This window comes from Natronorubrum sp. A-ect3 (genome assembly GCF_041821125.1).
In the GTDB taxonomy this organism is placed as follows: Archaea; Halobacteriota; Halobacteria; order Halobacteriales; family Natrialbaceae; genus Natronorubrum; species Natronorubrum bangense.
Genome location: NZ_JBGUBB010000002.1, coordinates 863866 through 879170 on the forward strand (window position 1 = coordinate 863866; position 15305 = coordinate 879170).

Consider the following 15305-nt stretch of genomic DNA (forward strand, 5'->3'; position numbering starts at 1 on the left):
GAGTTCGTAGTTGTCTGCGTGCGATTATGATATTCGATCGTGTTAGTTAGAACGTTTTTGGATTTCCGCCGTGCGTGTCCCCGAGTAGACAGGCTCGTCGTCCTGATTGAACGCGATGTGTTCGAAGGTGACGGTGCCTGCCTGCTCGCTCGAGGCGTCGTCTTCGGCCGAGAGCACACGCGTAAAGGCGTAGACGGTGTCGCCGACGGCGACGAACGTGTGGAACGATTCGTCGTCGAAGCCGACCTCGCGCCAGGTCTGCTCGTCCGAGCGAGCGTGACCCAGCGCCGTCGAGCGGGTGACATCGCCATAGGTGACGATGTCGCCGGATGGCGAGTCGCTCATCACGTCGACGTTGTGGTGTTGTTTTGCCGTGTTGAGCGTCGACAGTGGAAGCTGGGCGACGGTGACGTCGTCCTGTGTGCGGCCGCGTTCGTGGCGGTAGGCGACGGCTGCGTTTTCGCCGTCGGCTTCCTCGAGTGCGGCCTGGAAGTCCTCGAAGTAGCCTCCATCTGGCGTGATGAACTCCTCGGGGAGGTCGGGGCCGTCGTCGGCTTCGGCAGCTGCCGCGCCACTTCCGTCGGTCGCAACGGGCTCGCGACGTGGGATCATGTTCGTCCGTTCGTACGAGCACAGCACCTCGCCGGTCTCGGCGTCTTTGCCGCGAGTGCGCCAACTAACGATGCCGTACTCGGGACGGGAACTCGAGGTCGCCGTGTTGACGACTTCGCTTTCGACGTGGAGTTCGGTACCCGCATACACCGGCGCTTCAGGGAAGCGGACGTCCGTTCGGCCGAGGAAGTAGCCGCCTTTCTCACTCAGGTCCTCGACGGTGATGCCCAGCGTCGCCGCCGTCAGGTAGTCCGGATGGATCGGTGGCTCGTCGTAGCCACGGGCCTCGGCCGCATCGGTTCGCCAGTAGGCTGGGTCGTGGTTGAGCGTCTGGCCCATCCACTGTTCGTTGCCAAACCGGGTGAGCGTGAGTCCAGGGTCGTGCTCGATGACGTCGCCTTCCGCGAAGTCCTCGAAGCAGTTGCCCTTCTCTTTGGTTTCGACCTGTTCGAGTGCCTGTGCAAACGTGTCGGGATCGGTCCAATCAGTCATCTGCAGTAATCTCGTCAGTCTCGGTCTGTTGGTCTCGCTCGCGGCGTGCGATCGTCCGTCGCATCTCGTTTTCGACGATCATGTAGCCCTCGTCGAAGCCCATACCGGGCTTTGCGAGTGTCTGTGCGGCGTTCGTCGCGAGGGCGACGTGGGCACAGGCACGCGCAGAGGTTTCCGTCTCGTTGCAGGTCCCGCCGAGATAGGCACGGGTGTCGGTCCCCTCACAGTAGCGAACTGCCTGTCCGCTCCGGTGAATGCCACCAAGGTCGGGAGTTTTGATCTGCACGAGGTCGGCTGCGCCGGCGTCGACGAACGCTTGGACGTCCTCGAAGGTGTTACACCACTCGTCGGCGACGATGTCGACGTCGACACCGGCCGCCTCGAGTCCCTGGCGAAGCTCGACCATCGCGGCGATCTGATCTTCTCGGTTGCCGACGTCCATCGGCCCCTCGATCTGAAGCGGGTACGGCGCGGCGGCCTCCTCTAAGGCGGCGAAGTAGTCGACCACTTCGTCGCGGTCGTAGGGACCGCCGAAGATCTCACCGATCATGCCGTAGACGTCGATGTGGAATCGGGGGTCGTAGTCATCGGGGCCGAGCTCCTGAGATCGCTCGACGAGCCACTCGACGTACTCGAGTAAGGTCTCGCCGTTTTCGCCGATTTTCTCGACGCTGTTGATGAGCGCGTGGGGCAGGACTGGAACGCCCTTGACGAACATCTTCTCGGTGTTGTTGTAGCGGTCGTCACCGGACTGGCCGAAGACGGGCACCGGCTCGGTTGCCGGCTCCGTACCAAGTGCATCGGCCATCACGTCTGTCTGCGTGGTCTGTTCGGCTTCGGCGGCTGCGGCGAGCAGCGCCTGGGAAACACCGTATCGGATCGCCGTGTGCAGACGGTCGCCCTCGACTTCCATCTCCTCGAGCGTCTCAGCGTTGTCGAGGAAGTCGGTCGCATCGCGGCCGACGAGTTCGTCGGCAACAGGGCCCTCGATAACGGGGGCGTACTCCTCGGCTTTGAACAGCGGATCACGCCCGCCGGCACCGGAGTACTGGACGGCGGCACAGTCACCGCGGACGACGGTGCCGTCCTCGAGTTCAATGTCGACGATGATCGACTCGCCGGCTTGTCGAATCTCGTCGAAGCCCTCGGTGACGGGCTCGCCCACGTAGGTGAAGCCGTCGTGTTCGGCACCTTGCTTGATCGCGCGCTGGTCGTCGAAAAAGAACCCGGAGTAGCCGGGTGTTGCGTATATGCCTGTAATATTCATAGTTTCACGTCGCCCTGCGGGCGACCGATGAGTTTGCCGTCGCTGATCGCGTCGACGTCGTCTGCAACCATCCGGAACGACTGTTTGCGGCCTTCAGTGTCAGCACGTTGGGAGAGTCGCGCCTTGTGGATCTCTTTGATATCGTCGTCCATCGCGAGGTCGGCCCACTCGAAGATGCGGACGCGACCGTCGTCGTCTCGGGCCGGTAACACAGCCCCTTTCGCACTGTCGCTGGGTGCGAAGGGAACGTCGAGGGCACCGGAGTCGAACGCCTTGAGCGTCCCCTGAACGACGTCGCCGTCGCCGTGTTCGAAGACGGTGTCCATCAGACACCGGGTCTCGCGCTCGATGAGGTCCTGTTCCTCTGCGATGCCATCGATGTCGATCTTCTGTTCGATGGCCATATCGATGACCTGGCGTGTGGTGCGCAGGCCGGCGGAGTTCGCCTCCATCGTCGGAACCCCTTGGAACTCCTGTGGGGATTTCGTGATGACCTTATCTGGCTTGGCGATCGCGGCGGTCATCCCGCCGAAGCTGATGACTCCGTTGGCGCGGGCTTCGTCCGGCGGGAACCCGCCCATCCACTCGTGGAAGACAGTGGTGACGACGACTTCGTCGGGCAGATACTCGTTGCCCAGCTTTTTCAGCGCGTTCAGGGCGGCGACGTCTTGGACGACGTTACCGACCTGTCCGTAGCCGAGCGTGATCGAGCGCACGCCCTGTGTCGCTGCGAGCTTGCCTTCGATCAGCATGACCGCGATTGCGATCGATGGTGGGACAAGCGTCCCTGTGAGAGGACCGAACGGCTCGCGGTTGATCCGCACGCCGCGTTCGGTGTAGGCCCCGGCTAGCCGGTCGACGAACTGCCAGCGCTCGATCGTTTCCTCGAGCCCATGGCGTTTCGTGTACGGAATGTTGTAGGAAATCGGGCCGCCTTCGAAGCTCTGGAAGCCACCTGCGAAGGTGATCGCCGCCAGCAGCCGGGCGTCCGGGGTGCCGTGGCGAACTTCGATCGGCGCGTCGACCGCGTCGATCAGCTTCCGACAGCCATCGACGCCATGGTTGACGGCCGGGAAGCCGTTCAACGTGTCGTCGCCCGTCTCGCGGGCTTTCTCTAAGCCCTGCTGGGCTTTCTCGTACTCGTTGTCTCGCGTGTACGAGTCGATCGTCGTCGGGAGGAGGTCTGCCTGTCCCTCTTCGTGAAGATATCTCAGGAGCTCGATCTGGTCGTCGAGCCGGGGAACGCCGGCTCGAGGCTGCAAGAGCGGCTTGTCAGCCGACTCGAGGACATCCGCGAATCGCTTGTGGTCGGGCAGCGACTCGTGGTATGCGATGGCGTCCTCGAAGTCGACGTCGTCGCCGGTGTGCCAATTAGACCGGATCTCCTCGTCAATACGCCGTAGCTCGTCGGAGGGAATACGTTCGTCTCGTATCATCTAGGAACTGATAGTGGCGCGTTCCGACTCAGTCGGTGTAATCTGCAGGTCCTGGCGAAGCGCTTCGATCGCGTCTTCGGAATCTGTCTCGGAGTCGAAAACACGGTCGAATCCAAGCTCCCGGAACGTCTTTCGGGTTTGCTCGAAATCGTCCTGACCGACGGCGAGGTTGCCACCGATGTAGGTGACTGCGTCGACGCCTGCTTCCTCCAAGACGTGATGGAATCCCTGACAGTCCTGCTCGGCGTGGCCGTAGAGCGAGGAGACCAAGACGGCATCTGCGTCGTGGTCTACAGCTGCCTCGGCGAACTCCTGCTGGGAGGTCTGGACACCGAGGTTAACAACGTCAAAGCCTGCTGCACTGAAGGCCTGCTCTAGGATTGTGATTCCAACGACGTGGGCATCGGAACCAATCACGCCGAGGACGACCGTTTGGGACATCGTATGCAGAACCATGAGGAACACCACTATAAACCTAATGATCTTCCATGATCATACTCCTTAAACATCCTAACAGCGTCCCTATGTTACGATCTAACAAAGTTCATGATCAATAGTAAGGGTTTAGGTGCTGGTATCGCAAGGACTCGTACATGGGAGCGCTTTCGAACCTCCGTGTGCTCGATCTGACCCAGGTGCTTGCTGGGCCGTACTGTACGATGTTACTCGCGGACATGGGTGCAGACGTGGTCAAGATCGAACGACCGGGCGGCGACCTTATCCGCTCGAATCCGCCGTTCGTCGACGACCCCGAAGCGGAAGCCTACGGTGGGTACTTCCAGAGTGTCAACCGCGGAAAAAAGAGCATCGAGCTCAACTTCGGTGACGACGAGGACCGCGAGGATTTCCTCTCGCTCGTCGAAGAGGCCGACATTGTCGTCGAAAACTATCGTGCGGGGACGATGGAGAAGTACGATCTCGGCTACGAAACGCTCACCGAGTACAATCCAGAGCTCATCTACTCCTCGATCCGTGGCTTCGGTGACCCACGCACGGGCGAAACACACCGCCAGGGACAGCCCTCGTTCGACCTCATTGCGCAAGCACTCGGCGGCGTCATGGAGATTACTGGACAGGAAGACGGCCCACCGACGAAAACCGGACCCGGCGTCGGTGACCTCTTTACTGCGGCGCTAAACTGCGTCGGCATTCTCGCGGCGGTCAACCACCGCGAACAGACTGGCGAAGGCCAGTACGTCGACACCGGCATGTACGACTCGATGCTGAGTTTCACCGAACGCGCGATTTACCAGCAGTCCTACGCTGGTACCCCTCCGACTCGACAGGGCAACTCCCACCCCACCCTGTTCCCCTACGATGCCTTCGAGACGGACGACGGCTACACTGTCATCGCCGCCTTCGGCACCAACCACTGGGAGGAAGTGTGTGCGGCGATGGGACGCGAAGACCTTGCCGAGGAGTACCCAACCGCGGCTGACCGCCTCGAGAATCGCGACGCGCTGCGCGAAGAAATGGCCGCATGGACGGCCGAATTGACCAACGACGAACTCATCGACACACTCGAGGGCCGAGTTCCCGTTGCGCCGGTCCAGACGACCGAGGAGATCTTCGAGGATCCGCACGTTCACGCGCGTGACATGCTCGTTCCGGTCGAACAACCCGGTGCTGACCGTGACGTCGAGATTGCCGGCAATCCGATCAAGATGTCCAAGACGACGCCCAAACCACGCGGCCGCGCGCCGCTGCTCGACGAACACCGCGAGGAAGTGCTCGGCGACGAAGCCGAAACGACAGCCGACGACTGAGAGACGGTCCAGCTGGGCGGATCAGTAGACCGCCGAACACGTTTTCTGGTGGGCAATTGCCACGGCGCTTGAGCAGTCCAGTCTGACCAGTGACCTCTGTAGGTGACAGTTCGAGGCGGACTCGAGGAACTCGTGATCGACGAACGTGCTGACGAACGGATGGACAGACTGAGGAGGAAATCGCTCTCGACGGGTGAACTGCTGAGAATCGTACCCGATCACACGACCACGAAAACCCACTTGCAGCGGCCCGCTCTGTCAGCCAGAACCAAGAGGCGAAAACAGCACGTTCGTAATCTCGACAACCGCACTCCACGTCGCTGGTAGCCAGTTGGATTCGACTAACGACATCCAGAGCGGACTCGTCTACGAGGACTCGAGTATATCGGGTGGGGCATGACAGCCACAGGGCGACGCAATGGCTTCATCCGGCCCGATCACGGTCACCATCGACAGCAGCGAGCCACAGACCGAACAGCGAGGCCGCGACGAGTCGGCCGACTCATCGTCGTCGCTGGCCTCGAGATCGGTGGTCACCTCCATCGATCCCACTGTTTGAGGCGGCTCATCGGTAGACGTTTGGGGCAAACAGACCGTCGCGCGGGATGGGAGACTCCCGCTGAGGAGGATCCAATCATGATATGTCTCGTACACAGTCAGCGATGGCCGTCGACTCGAGACGGCCGATAATCGCTTCGTTGGGCGTTGAACTACCCACACCGGGTGGAACACACGTGCGGACGTGTGTGCCTTTGGGCGCAGGGTTTCGTTCGCTATATTCGTTTACAGCGACATATATCTGACGGTGATTATTATAAGCAACTGAATGACACCCTCGAGCTAGCTCTCAGATGACCGACACGGACATGATGCTCGAGATTCCAGACGAAAGCCACTCCTCGTCGGAACCGCATCCGAACATCGTTCCCGCTGTTGTCCACCAGCCCGATGTTATCGCATTATTAACCATTATATCAATATCGTAATGCTTTAGCCAGATCAGATGGAAGGCGTTCGTATGACTCGACAACGAGTTACGGAAGAGCCACAGCCAGTGAGGAAATGGAACGACGTGTTCACAGCCATCTCGGCCGAGCCACGCCGTCAACTCGTCGCCTCACTGCTGGACCAACCGACAGCTCAGTCCGTTTCGTTGCCGGACGGCGCGACCCCAGCGACGTCGTTCGGTGATCGTGACACACTTCGACAAGAGCTCCACCATCGTCATCTACCACTGCTAGCAGACATGGGATTTATCGAGTGGGACACTGACCCGCTGGTTGCCTCTCGAGGCCCACGATTCGAGGACGTCGCCGTCGTGTGCAAGTCCTTACACGCCAACGCAAGCGAGATCCCTGAGTCGTTGCTCGAGGGAAGCCACTGGCTTGAGTGAGAGTCACAGCAAACGAAACAGCGCACGTTCTGGTGGCTTTGGAACGATGGTGGATGTGCTACTGACAGCACGTGTCCCCGGTAAAATGAACCCGCACTCGAGTCACAGCCTGCGGCGATTCACCGGGCCGAAAATCCTACTCCGCCTCAGTCTCGTCCGAAAGCTGGCCGGCAGCACACGCTTGTAGCACCTGCCGCACGTGAAAGTCCTTTTCCGCAGGGTCAGTTTCCGCTAGCGCTTGCTCGAGATGTGCCGTGCATTCGGGACTGAGTTGCCTGTTTGAGGTCATCTCGTCCGGTCATATCGCATCGAATGTAAAAAAGATAGTCCCGTCAAGTACCGGATCGACCCCCGGCATCTCGAAGCGATATAGTAGCCACTGCACGTCACTGCACATCTGATCGCACGATGGCTGTGCGATCAGCGTGTACATAGTTGCAGTTGTTACTATCGCTGACCGACTGCGACCACCCACCCACACGGCTGCGGTCAGAAACCGACCCAGTCAGGCGACCGCGCCGTACCGAGGCGACGATGGAGAGTAACCCTTTTGCGGGACCCCTACACACGTTCCCATATGGACTGGCCACACGATCCCGACGGAGAGCAAGGGAGCGAAGGAATGCGAAAGTTCGACATGCGGATCATCGCTGACAAAGTCGACGAGGAGGAGGACTTCCCGCTCAACCGTGACGAGTTCGTTGCCGAGCACGGCGACGACCCGATCCGGATCAACCACGAGACGGTCGTGCCGATGAGCGACATCTTCGAATACATCGATGACGAGGAGTTCGAGACGATCCTCGACATGCACAAAGCAGTCGGCGCCGCAATGCGGGCCGGTGACTTCTGGGACTACCACCCACAGGGTGCAGACCCGGAGAAGAAACACGCCTAACTGTCGGCTCGAGCCGATCGACTGTCGCGTTTTCGACTCCCATCACGAATCTGGATTACGTATCACTTATACGACGCCGTTCGAAAGAATCGATCACCGTGACTAATACGCAGGTGACGCTCTTTCAGATCGACAACTACGGGCCGTGGACGGTGACACCGGAGCCACGCAGGGAGGCAGACCTCCAGACGCTGCAATCCCGGCTCTATGCCGACATCTCCCAGTTCGTCGGCAACCGTGACGGCTACGTCTTTTTCACCCGTTTCGATAACATGGTCGCCGTCACGAACGGCTGCTCGTTCGAAGATCACGAACTCCTTCAGGAGTCCGTCGGCAACCGCTACCCCGTGACACTCAGCCTCGGTGTCGCGACCGGTACGAACCCGGTTCAGGCACTTGCAGACGCAACAACACGTATTCAGGACGCCGGTAGCGCACAGGACAAAGACCGACGAGAGTGTCTCGAGGGACGGGTCATCGATGACGTCCACCGAACCGACGAAGACGTCCAGATCGCGCATTTCGACGTCGTCAACGCGACTGGCCAGTACACTGATGAGCTCAACGCCTTCGATACGTTCATCGAGATCGAGCAGGGGTATGCGGAGCTCATGCGCCACATGCGCTACGCCCACAACAGCCTCTCCTTTTTCGTTGGCGGCGACAACATCATCGTCGTCTGCCCGGATCTCGAAGAAGCCGACTACGAGGAGGCGATTACCCATGTCGAAGAAGCAGTCGATGTCGAGTTGCAGGTCGGCGTCGGGCGTGGAAAGAGCGCACACGATGCTGGCTTCGCAGCGAAACACGCGCTCGAAACGTGCCGTGCCGACGGCACCCGCGTCGAACTCGAGTGGTAGGCTGCTCGAGACGGTGAGTCACGGATCTTCGTGGCGAATTTGCTTAAGTGTAGTGGAGGTAGCTTTTAGCCCATCTATGGGTATTGTTCACATATGGAATCGGAACTGTCCGTCAGGGATATCCTGGCGACTGAATACGTCGGTGTGAGCGAGTCAGACTCCGTCCGCGGCGCAGTTGCGCTCATGCGCGAGGAACGCGCGAGTTGCGTGCTCGTCGTCCGCGGGAGCGAACCAGTTGGTATTATGACCGAATGGGATGTCCTCGGTGTCGTCGGCGACGGCCACGAGCCCGATGAGACGACCGTCGGTGACGTGATGACCTCGCCAGTCATCACGTTCGGTCCGGATCGGTCGCTCACCGATGTTGCCAGCACGATGGCTCGTGAAGACATCCGCAACGTCGTGGTTGAAGACGACAGCGGCGTGGTGGGGCTAGTGACTCAACGAGACGTCATCGCCGCTGCGGGATCGTTCCAGGCGACGATGACGCCGCCACGGTCAGGCAATCCGACACTCGAGGAGGAACGGCCGATCGACGAGCGTTCCCCCCAGTCGACCACTCTTGCCGGCTCCGACCACGAGTCACCGGTGCGTTCCAACGGCGACGAGTACTCGACGCAGGGTGTCTGTGAGGCCTGTGGCTCGCTTGCGGACTCGCTGTGGGATGCGAACGGACAGTTAGTCTGTACGGACTGTCGAGCGGTTTGAACGCCCCTGTTGACCCGCTCGAGCCAACGGTGGCACTGGCTACCGCTGGCTGTGCCGACAGACTCCTGTGCTATGCTAACAGTCATCGACATCGATCTCTCCGATAGAAAGACCTTTCGGGGGCCGCGGTGGACTGGTCGATAATGACCGATACCCTCGACGACCTCGACGTCGAAGGGACCACCGTCGGCGTCCGCATCGACGTCAATAGCCCTATTGGTGACGACGGCATGCTCGCCGACGATGCCCGACTACGCGCCCACGTTGACACCCTTTCGGAACTGATCGAGCGAGGCGGCCGAGTTGCCGTCCTTGCCCACCAGGGTCGTCCCGGTGGTGATGAGTTCGTCTCACTCGAGTCACACGCCGACCGACTCTCTGAACTGCTCTCTCATCCCGTCGACTACGTGGATGCCACGTTCAGCAACGCTGCCCGCGAGGCCGTCAACGCGCTCGAAAACGGCGACTGCATCGTCCTCGAAAACACGCGTTTTTACAGCGAGGAGTATATGGAGTTCGAACCAGAACGGGCCGCTCGAACCCATCTCGTACAGGGACTGGCCCCGGTACTTGACGCCTACGTCAACGACGCCTTCGCGGCGGCACATCGATCACAGCCGTCGCTCGTCGGCTTTCCGACCGTTTTGCCCGGCTACGCCGGCCGCGTGATGGAGTCCGAACTCGACACCCTCGGCTCGATCGAAGAGACACCTGAACCACGCATCTACGTCCTCGGTGGCGCGAAAGTTCCCGATTCGATCGACGTCGCCTGGAGCGTCTTGGAGAAGGGGCTGGCCGATCACGTCCTCACTGCCGGCGTCGTCGGCAACGTCTTTCTCATCGCCGACGGGGTCGACCTCGGCGACGCGAGTTCTGACTTCATCTACGATCAGGGCTACTGGGACGAGATCGATCGCGCCGCTGACTTGCTCGATGCCTACGGCGAACGGGTTGCACTCCCGCGTGACGTTGCCGTCGAACGCGACGGGCAGCGACACGAAATCGGCGTCAACGCCTTGCCACCACAGGACGGCGAGGCCGCGATGGACATCGGCAGTTCGACGCTTGCCTACTACGAGCGACTGCTCGAGGATGCGGGCACGGTGATCCTCAACGGGCCGGCCGGCGTCTTCGAGGACAAGGCTTTCGAGACTGGAACACGGGAACTCTACAACGCGGCGACAGACGTCGAGATGAGTATCGTCGGCGGCGGCGATACGGCCTCGGCGCTGCGCCAACTCGGTGTCGGGGGCTTTTCGCACGTTAGCACCGGTGGTGGTGCCGCGTTGCGAATGCTCACTGCGGAACCGCTCCCTGCCGTGACGGCACTCGAAAATGGACCCACACAGCAACAGCCAGCCGACGATTGAACGCGCGTCTCAAGACGATATCGAAGCAGTCACGACGCTCTGGGTCCAGCTTGCCCGTGACCAGCGCACCTACGACTCGTCCGTTCGGGCTGTTGCCAACCGAGAGACGATGCGCGAGACGCTCGCGGCCCACCAGATCAACGACGGCCTGCTTGTTGCTCGTCTCGGTGGCAATGTTGTCGGCTTTGCGTCGTTTGCCGTTGAACACGGCTCGCTCGAGCTCGATGCCAGCCGTGGCCACCTGTCGAATCTCTACGTCGACCCTGCTTTTCGCAACCACGGGATCGGCACCGCGTTGCTCGAGGCCGTCGAGGACTCGCTGGCCGACCAGGGCATAGACATCCTTCTCCTCGAGGTGATGGCCGATAATGAGGCTGCACGGCGATTTTACGCCCGAAAAGGGTACGACGATTTCCGAGTCACAATGCAGCGCTCACTCGAGGGCGAGGACTCATCGGAAAACGATACACATTCAAAGGAGGACCGCTAATCGGAAACTGCGCCAGGGGAGCATGGGTGGTTCATGCACTCGACTTGTAATCGAGACTCCCAGGGTTCAAATCCCTGCCCTGGCTTTTCGATTCGCGACCGACGCAACCGACGCAACCGACATTCTGACGATTCTCTCTACTTGTTCGACGCGCAAGCAGCCGTAACCGAGTGCAAACCGGAGACGTTTCGACTGCACCGCGTAGCTGTCCACGACCACCAAGAGTGTCATCGCTGGCGAGCGGTTTGGATGGGGTTGAGACGCGCTGTTGTGCTGTGTGACCGGCGTGGTCACAGGACGGTTCGTGATTGTGTCGGCGCTGGCTGGTCGTCGCCGTCTAAAAGACGAGGGGCGATGTCTCAGAGTGAGAACTCCATTCGTGGCAGCGACTGGTGTTCTGCCCCCGTCCTCAGCACGAACGTGATAGACCCTGATAATTCCATATCCAAAGCATGTTGGGTCGGTCGTTCGATAGAACCAGAGACACGTTGCAAGGGGGACCCTCGAGACGAGTTAGAAGGATTCGGTCTCGAGACCAGCGCCATCAGGGTCGATGCCGGGATCCACGAACTCCCACAGCGGTTCGGCGGTGAACGTTCCATCAGCCGTGATTACCCAGGGAATGAGCTGACAGGTGTGACAGCGGCCGCTGTCGACGGAGAGCGTTGCTGTATCTGACGCGCCCGAGACGTCACTCACGCCGAGGATTCGATCCGCCTGCGTGAGCCACCAGACGACACGCTCGAGGTTTCCGTCCGGGTCGCTGACGTCGATCTCGAGAGTCGTTCCCTCGGGACTGATCTCGAGGGAGCCAGGGGCTGGTCGCGCGGTGTCGATGGTTGGGTCTTCGAGCCCTGTCGGCGTGACGGTGACCGTCCAACTGGCTCGGTACTGCTCGCCGTCGACGTCGACGCCAGCGACCACCTCGTAGGTATCATCACGCTTGTCGTGTCCGTCACTCTCGAACGTCTCCTGCCAGTAGTGGGCTGCCTGTTCGACGTAATAAACTCCCTGCCATGGATCTGCCAGCGTGTCGCCAACGTTCTCGCCGTCGATCCACCAGGTGGTCGTCTGAACGGCATCGGGGTCGACAGCACCGACTTCGAAGTGGACCGTTGTCTCCGGCTGGACGGCTGGTTCGGGGTCGGGAAACTGCAGTTCGGGGTCCAGTTCGTCGGTCGCACGAATTCCAACGGTGCGTTCGTCTGTCTCGCCGTTGGCGTCGGCCCGAACCGTCACCTCGTCGGCTTCCGGGACGGGTTCGGTCCGGTAGCTCGCGGGAAACGGTCGCTCGGTCTCGCCGGGGCCGACGGTGAGTGTCACGTTCCCTGCGGGCTCGCCATCGACGGTGTACTCGATGGTCGGACGGATCGACTGATCGGTCGGGTTCTCGACCTCGACGGTCCACTCGAGCAATGCACCTCCCGTAACAGTCTCCGGAATTTCGACGATACGGACGGCGACTGGGGTGTCCTCGTGGTCAGCTGTCGTGTCACTGTCGGTGGTCATATCACTGTCGGCTGCAGTGGTGTCGGCTGGGTCACTGGCAACTGTTTGCTTCCCGATGTGTGCTGCTGGGACGATACTCCCAGCCACAACCGTTTTCAAAATCGTTCGTCTGTTCACAGATCTGCCCTCATATCGGTTCCCAACCCGAAATCACAGCATAAGTGCGTGCCACCGTTGTACAATCAAATCGGACATTTGAATCATGTGATCACTCCTGTATCTTCGATGGTGGAGCCTACTGGACTGTTGTCCGTGCGTAACACTGGGGACGACAGGCAGTTGTTCGACGGCGCAGTCGATGGCTGATTCAGACGAGACAGCCGAGAAAACGGAGCGGAGAGCGGTTTTTGGTCAGCCTACACGTCATCTCTCGATTCGGGCCTCTCCCGAGAGCGCGTCGACGTGGACCTGCACTGTCTCCGAATCGGTCTCCAGAGAAACGGTCCAGACGGCACTGATTCGATGTGGCTTCTCGAGCAGCGTGACGTCGTCCGCCTCGAGTCCCTCGACATCGGCTGTCAGGGTCGTTCGAGCGATCCGTTCGGCGTCCTCGGCGTCGTCGATCTGGATCTCGTCGGTCAGGCGCACGGTCACGACGGGGACGTCGGCCATGCGGACGACGCGTTCGGTGACGCTGCCGACCAGGAGCCGATCGAGCCCCGTCCGGCCCTGTGTCCCCATGATGATCATGTCAATATCGTGGTCATCGGCGTACTCGAGGATCTCCTCGTGTGGGACGCCCTGCTCGACCGCCGTTACGGCCTCGGCACCGTCCCGGGACGCTTCGGCCTCGATTCGATCGACAGCGCGATGGGCAGCGGGTGTCGCTGCATCGCTCTGGAGCGTTCCGAGCGGCCCTTCAGGCACGATCGAAAGTACGTGAATCGTCGCATCGAAGCGATCTGCGATCGTCAGGCCATGAGTGATCGACTGACGAGTGCCATCGCTCCCGTCCGTCGGAATGAGAACATCCTGATACATTACGACGACGTTCGGTACACAGACATAAATACACCGTCGGCTGTTGCTGTTGGTCGCTCGAGCGGAGAGCGCGAGGGCGGACGGCACCCCCGACTTACTCGGGACGAGCAGGCCGAGCGCCAGTCGACAGCAGCGTCGATATTCGTGCGTTCTCTTTGATTCGCAAGCCGCCGTCGGCGACCGTTAGTGGGATCAACGGCAGATGTGTGGTGACCAGTACCGAGGGGTGTGAGCCGCCACGAGCCAGCAGTTCGTTCCGCGGCTGGAGCTGCAGCGGTTCCTCGAGGCCGGTCAGAAACTCGTTGTGTTGGATGACGTACTGGCCGCCCTCGAGGTCCCACCAGCCGAACTCGTCGTCGGGCTGTCGGAGGTCGGTCGCCACTGGCTCGAGATCGGCATCCTCGAGTTCGTCGCCCCCGAAGTCCAGCTGGCCGGGGGCAGCGACCTCGTAAACTGCGCTGACGGTCAGATCGATGCCGTGTTCGTGGACCTGTTCCGGTTCGTAAACGAGGTTATCGACGACCTCGGCGAGGGGGTTTTCGACAGACATTTCGGTTGTCCTGACGGTTCCGAACGGGAAAAACGTGTCCTCGAGTAGCGGCGTGAAGCCTTGGTTCGAGCCGTGGCCACGATCGGATTCGACTGAACAGATACACATATGCATTGGCGAACCGACGGGATGAACGATGCCACAGCTCGAGTCCATCCGTGTCTATCCGATCAAATCCCTCGACGGGGTGTCGATCACCGAGGCCGAGATCGTCACAAACGGCGGGCTGTCGTGGGATCGGCGGTATGCGATCGTCGAACAGTCACCGGATGCGATGGCAGCGACCGAGCCGAACGACCGGTATGTCAACGCCAAGCGAGAGCGTCGACTCCATACACTCGAGGCGACCTACGACTTCGAACGGGAGACCGTCACGGTGGGTGAGCACGGTCACGACGAGCGACAGACGTTCCACCTCGAACTCGACCGGGACTGTTTCACGGCATGGCTGTCAGACTACGTCGGCTACCCGGTCGAACTCGTCCGCAACGACGAGGGCGGGTTCCCGGACGATACGGATGCCTCGGGGCCGACGGTGATCAGTACGGGCACACTCGAGGCCGTCGCCTCGTGGTACGACGGGATCGACGCTGGCGAGATGTGTCGTCGGCTGCGGCCGAATCTCATCCTCGATGCGCCCGCGTTCTGGGAGGACCGACTCTACGACGCTCCCGGACGGGTCGTCCCGTTCGATATCGGGTCGACCACGCTCCAGGGCGTCAACCCGTGCCAGCGGTGTGTCGTCCCGACGCGGGATCCTGAGACAGGCGAACCGACCGAGGGCTTTCAGGAAACGTTCGTCGAACGTCGGGAGGCGACCCTGCCCGAGTGGGCCAGCGAGGCGTGGTTCGATCACTACTTCCGGCTGATGGTCAACACACGCGTTCCCGACGACTCCCTCGGGGCGATACTCGCACTCGATGAGTCGGTCACTGTCGGGGACTCGGTGACGGCACACTCGGCGGAGTGACCG

Annotated in this window: 17 protein-coding genes and 1 tRNA gene; 9 read left to right on the forward strand and 9 right to left on the reverse strand. The window is 60.9% G+C overall.

Annotated elements, in window-relative coordinates; translation table 11 throughout:
- Nucleotides 1-42 precede the first annotated feature (42 nt).
- From mch to glmS, 4 genes are read right to left on the reverse strand one after another with little or no spacing between them, the layout of a single operon-like run.
- Nucleotides 43-1104 carry a 2-methylfumaryl-CoA hydratase gene (mch, locus tag ACERJA_RS10975; protein ID WP_373608223.1) on the reverse strand — a complete coding sequence of 354 codons (1062 nt, stop codon included), beginning with the start codon at nucleotides 1102-1104 and terminating at the stop codon, nucleotides 43-45.
- A complete protein-coding gene (locus ACERJA_RS10980) occupies nucleotides 1097-2371 on the reverse strand; it encodes a methylaspartate ammonia-lyase (protein WP_373608224.1) in 1275 nt (424 codons plus the stop codon). The genes mch and ACERJA_RS10980 overlap by 8 nt, the downstream gene beginning before the upstream one ends.
- Nucleotides 2368-3807 carry a methylaspartate mutase subunit E gene (locus ACERJA_RS10985; RefSeq protein WP_373608226.1) on the reverse strand — a complete coding sequence of 480 codons (1440 nt, stop codon included), beginning with the start codon at nucleotides 3805-3807 and terminating at the stop codon, nucleotides 2368-2370. The genes ACERJA_RS10980 and ACERJA_RS10985 overlap by 4 nt, the downstream gene beginning before the upstream one ends.
- Nucleotides 3808-4263, reverse strand: a complete 456-nt coding sequence (gene glmS, locus ACERJA_RS10990; RefSeq protein WP_006064519.1) for a methylaspartate mutase subunit S — start codon at nucleotides 4261-4263, stop codon at nucleotides 3808-3810.
- A 137-nt stretch (nucleotides 4264-4400) separates the two neighbouring features.
- Here glmS and mct point away from each other — a divergent pair, with 137 nt between their 5' ends.
- A complete protein-coding gene (gene mct / locus ACERJA_RS10995) occupies nucleotides 4401-5573 on the forward strand; it encodes a succinyl-CoA:mesaconate CoA-transferase (protein WP_006064520.1) in 1173 nt (390 codons plus the stop codon).
- Between the two features lie 366 nt (nucleotides 5574-5939).
- On the opposite strand, the gene ACERJA_RS11000 is transcribed toward mct, so the two are convergent.
- Nucleotides 5940-6116, reverse strand: coding sequence for a hypothetical protein (locus ACERJA_RS11000; protein ID WP_006064521.1), 177 nt, complete (start codon nucleotides 6114-6116; stop codon nucleotides 5940-5942).
- Between the two features lie 475 nt (nucleotides 6117-6591).
- Between ACERJA_RS11000 and ACERJA_RS11005 the strand changes: the two genes are divergently transcribed.
- Nucleotides 6592-6966, forward strand: a complete 375-nt coding sequence (locus ACERJA_RS11005) for a hypothetical protein (RefSeq protein WP_049889613.1) — start codon at nucleotides 6592-6594, stop codon at nucleotides 6964-6966.
- 136 nt (nucleotides 6967-7102) lie between these two features.
- On the opposite strand, the gene ACERJA_RS11010 is transcribed toward ACERJA_RS11005, so the two are convergent.
- The gene (locus tag ACERJA_RS11010; protein WP_006064523.1) at nucleotides 7103-7255 is read right to left on the reverse strand and encodes a hypothetical protein; all 153 of its coding nucleotides are present in this window, start codon (nucleotides 7253-7255) and stop codon (nucleotides 7103-7105) included.
- Nucleotides 7256-7543: 288 nt separating this feature from the next.
- Between ACERJA_RS11010 and ACERJA_RS11015 the strand changes: the two genes are divergently transcribed.
- From ACERJA_RS11015 to ACERJA_RS11040, 6 genes are all read left to right on the forward strand, one after another.
- Nucleotides 7544-7864, forward strand: a complete 321-nt coding sequence (locus ACERJA_RS11015) for a DUF5785 family protein (protein ID WP_006064524.1) — start codon at nucleotides 7544-7546, stop codon at nucleotides 7862-7864.
- A gap of 98 nt (nucleotides 7865-7962) precedes the next feature.
- The gene (locus ACERJA_RS11020) at nucleotides 7963-8724 is read left to right on the forward strand and encodes a GTP cyclohydrolase III (RefSeq protein ID WP_006064525.1); all 762 of its coding nucleotides are present in this window, start codon (nucleotides 7963-7965) and stop codon (nucleotides 8722-8724) included.
- 93 nt (nucleotides 8725-8817) lie between these two features.
- On the forward strand, nucleotides 8818-9432 hold the full coding sequence (locus ACERJA_RS11025) for a cyclic nucleotide-binding/CBS domain-containing protein (RefSeq protein ID WP_006064526.1): 615 nt from the start codon (nucleotides 8818-8820) through the stop codon (nucleotides 9430-9432).
- A gap of 143 nt (nucleotides 9433-9575) precedes the next feature.
- Nucleotides 9576-10802 (forward strand): phosphoglycerate kinase, encoded by a 1227-nt coding sequence (pgk, locus tag ACERJA_RS11030; RefSeq protein ID WP_373608227.1) that lies wholly within the window; start codon nucleotides 9576-9578, stop codon nucleotides 10800-10802.
- Nucleotides 10768-11292: an N-acetyltransferase family protein gene (locus ACERJA_RS11035; protein WP_373608228.1), complete on the forward strand. Its 525-nt coding sequence runs from the start codon at nucleotides 10768-10770 to the stop codon at nucleotides 11290-11292. Before pgk ends, ACERJA_RS11035 begins: the two co-directional genes overlap by 35 nt.
- Nucleotides 11293-11303: 11 nt before the next feature.
- A tRNA-Thr gene (locus tag ACERJA_RS11040) sits at nucleotides 11304-11377 on the forward strand.
- Between the two features lie 428 nt (nucleotides 11378-11805).
- Here the strand turns inward: ACERJA_RS11040 and ACERJA_RS11045 are convergent.
- From ACERJA_RS11045 to ACERJA_RS11055, 3 genes are all read right to left on the reverse strand, one after another.
- Entirely contained in the window at nucleotides 11806-12801 is a 996-nt protein-coding gene (locus ACERJA_RS11045; RefSeq protein ID WP_373608229.1) for a hypothetical protein, read from the reverse strand.
- Between the two features lie 363 nt (nucleotides 12802-13164).
- On the reverse strand, nucleotides 13165-13782 hold the full coding sequence (locus tag ACERJA_RS11050) for a universal stress protein (RefSeq protein WP_373608230.1): 618 nt from the start codon (nucleotides 13780-13782) through the stop codon (nucleotides 13165-13167).
- Nucleotides 13783-13876: 94 nt separating this feature from the next.
- A complete protein-coding gene (locus ACERJA_RS11055) occupies nucleotides 13877-14332 on the reverse strand; it encodes a dCTP deaminase (RefSeq protein ID WP_049889614.1) in 456 nt (151 codons plus the stop codon).
- A gap of 136 nt (nucleotides 14333-14468) precedes the next feature.
- On the opposite strand from ACERJA_RS11055, the gene ACERJA_RS11060 reads away from it, so the two are divergent.
- The gene (locus ACERJA_RS11060; RefSeq protein WP_373608231.1) at nucleotides 14469-15302 is read left to right on the forward strand and encodes an MOSC domain-containing protein; all 834 of its coding nucleotides are present in this window, start codon (nucleotides 14469-14471) and stop codon (nucleotides 15300-15302) included.
- The last annotated feature ends 3 nt before the right edge of the window (nucleotides 15303-15305 follow it).

Excerpts from the sequence above, each read along its gene's own strand:
- ACERJA_RS11015 (WP_006064524.1), top strand. The coding sequence starts at position 7,544 with ATGGACTGGCCACACGATCCCGACGGAGAGCAAGGGAGCGAAGGAATG.
- ACERJA_RS10985 (WP_373608226.1), bottom strand. The coding sequence starts at position 3,807 with ATGATACGAGACGAACGTATTCCCTCCGACGAGCTACGGCGTATTGAC.
- ACERJA_RS11025 (WP_006064526.1), top strand. The coding sequence starts at position 8,818 with ATGGAATCGGAACTGTCCGTCAGGGATATCCTGGCGACTGAATACGTC.
- ACERJA_RS11005 (WP_049889613.1), top strand. The coding sequence starts at position 6,592 with ATGACTCGACAACGAGTTACGGAAGAGCCACAGCCAGTGAGGAAATGG.
- mch (WP_373608223.1), bottom strand. The coding sequence starts at position 1,104 with ATGACTGATTGGACCGATCCCGACACGTTTGCACAGGCACTCGAACAG.
- pgk (WP_373608227.1), top strand. The coding sequence starts at position 9,576 with ATGACCGATACCCTCGACGACCTCGACGTCGAAGGGACCACCGTCGGC.
- ACERJA_RS11000 (WP_006064521.1), bottom strand. The coding sequence starts at position 6,116 with ATGGAGGTGACCACCGATCTCGAGGCCAGCGACGACGATGAGTCGGCC.
- ACERJA_RS11050 (WP_373608230.1), bottom strand. The coding sequence starts at position 13,782 with ATGTATCAGGATGTTCTCATTCCGACGGACGGGAGCGATGGCACTCGT.
- ACERJA_RS11060 (WP_373608231.1), top strand. The coding sequence starts at position 14,469 with ATGCCACAGCTCGAGTCCATCCGTGTCTATCCGATCAAATCCCTCGAC.
- mct (WP_006064520.1), top strand. The coding sequence starts at position 4,401 with ATGGGAGCGCTTTCGAACCTCCGTGTGCTCGATCTGACCCAGGTGCTT.
- glmS (WP_006064519.1), bottom strand. The coding sequence starts at position 4,263 with ATGGTTCTGCATACGATGTCCCAAACGGTCGTCCTCGGCGTGATTGGT.
- ACERJA_RS11045 (WP_373608229.1), bottom strand. The coding sequence starts at position 12,801 with ATGACCACCGACAGTGACACGACAGCTGACCACGAGGACACCCCAGTC.
- ACERJA_RS10980 (WP_373608224.1), bottom strand. The coding sequence starts at position 2,371 with ATGAATATTACAGGCATATACGCAACACCCGGCTACTCCGGGTTCTTT.
- ACERJA_RS11035 (WP_373608228.1), top strand. The coding sequence starts at position 10,768 with ATGGACCCACACAGCAACAGCCAGCCGACGATTGAACGCGCGTCTCAA.
- ACERJA_RS11010 (WP_006064523.1), bottom strand. The coding sequence starts at position 7,255 with ATGACCTCAAACAGGCAACTCAGTCCCGAATGCACGGCACATCTCGAG.
- ACERJA_RS11055 (WP_049889614.1), bottom strand. The coding sequence starts at position 14,332 with ATGTCTGTCGAAAACCCCCTCGCCGAGGTCGTCGATAACCTCGTTTAC.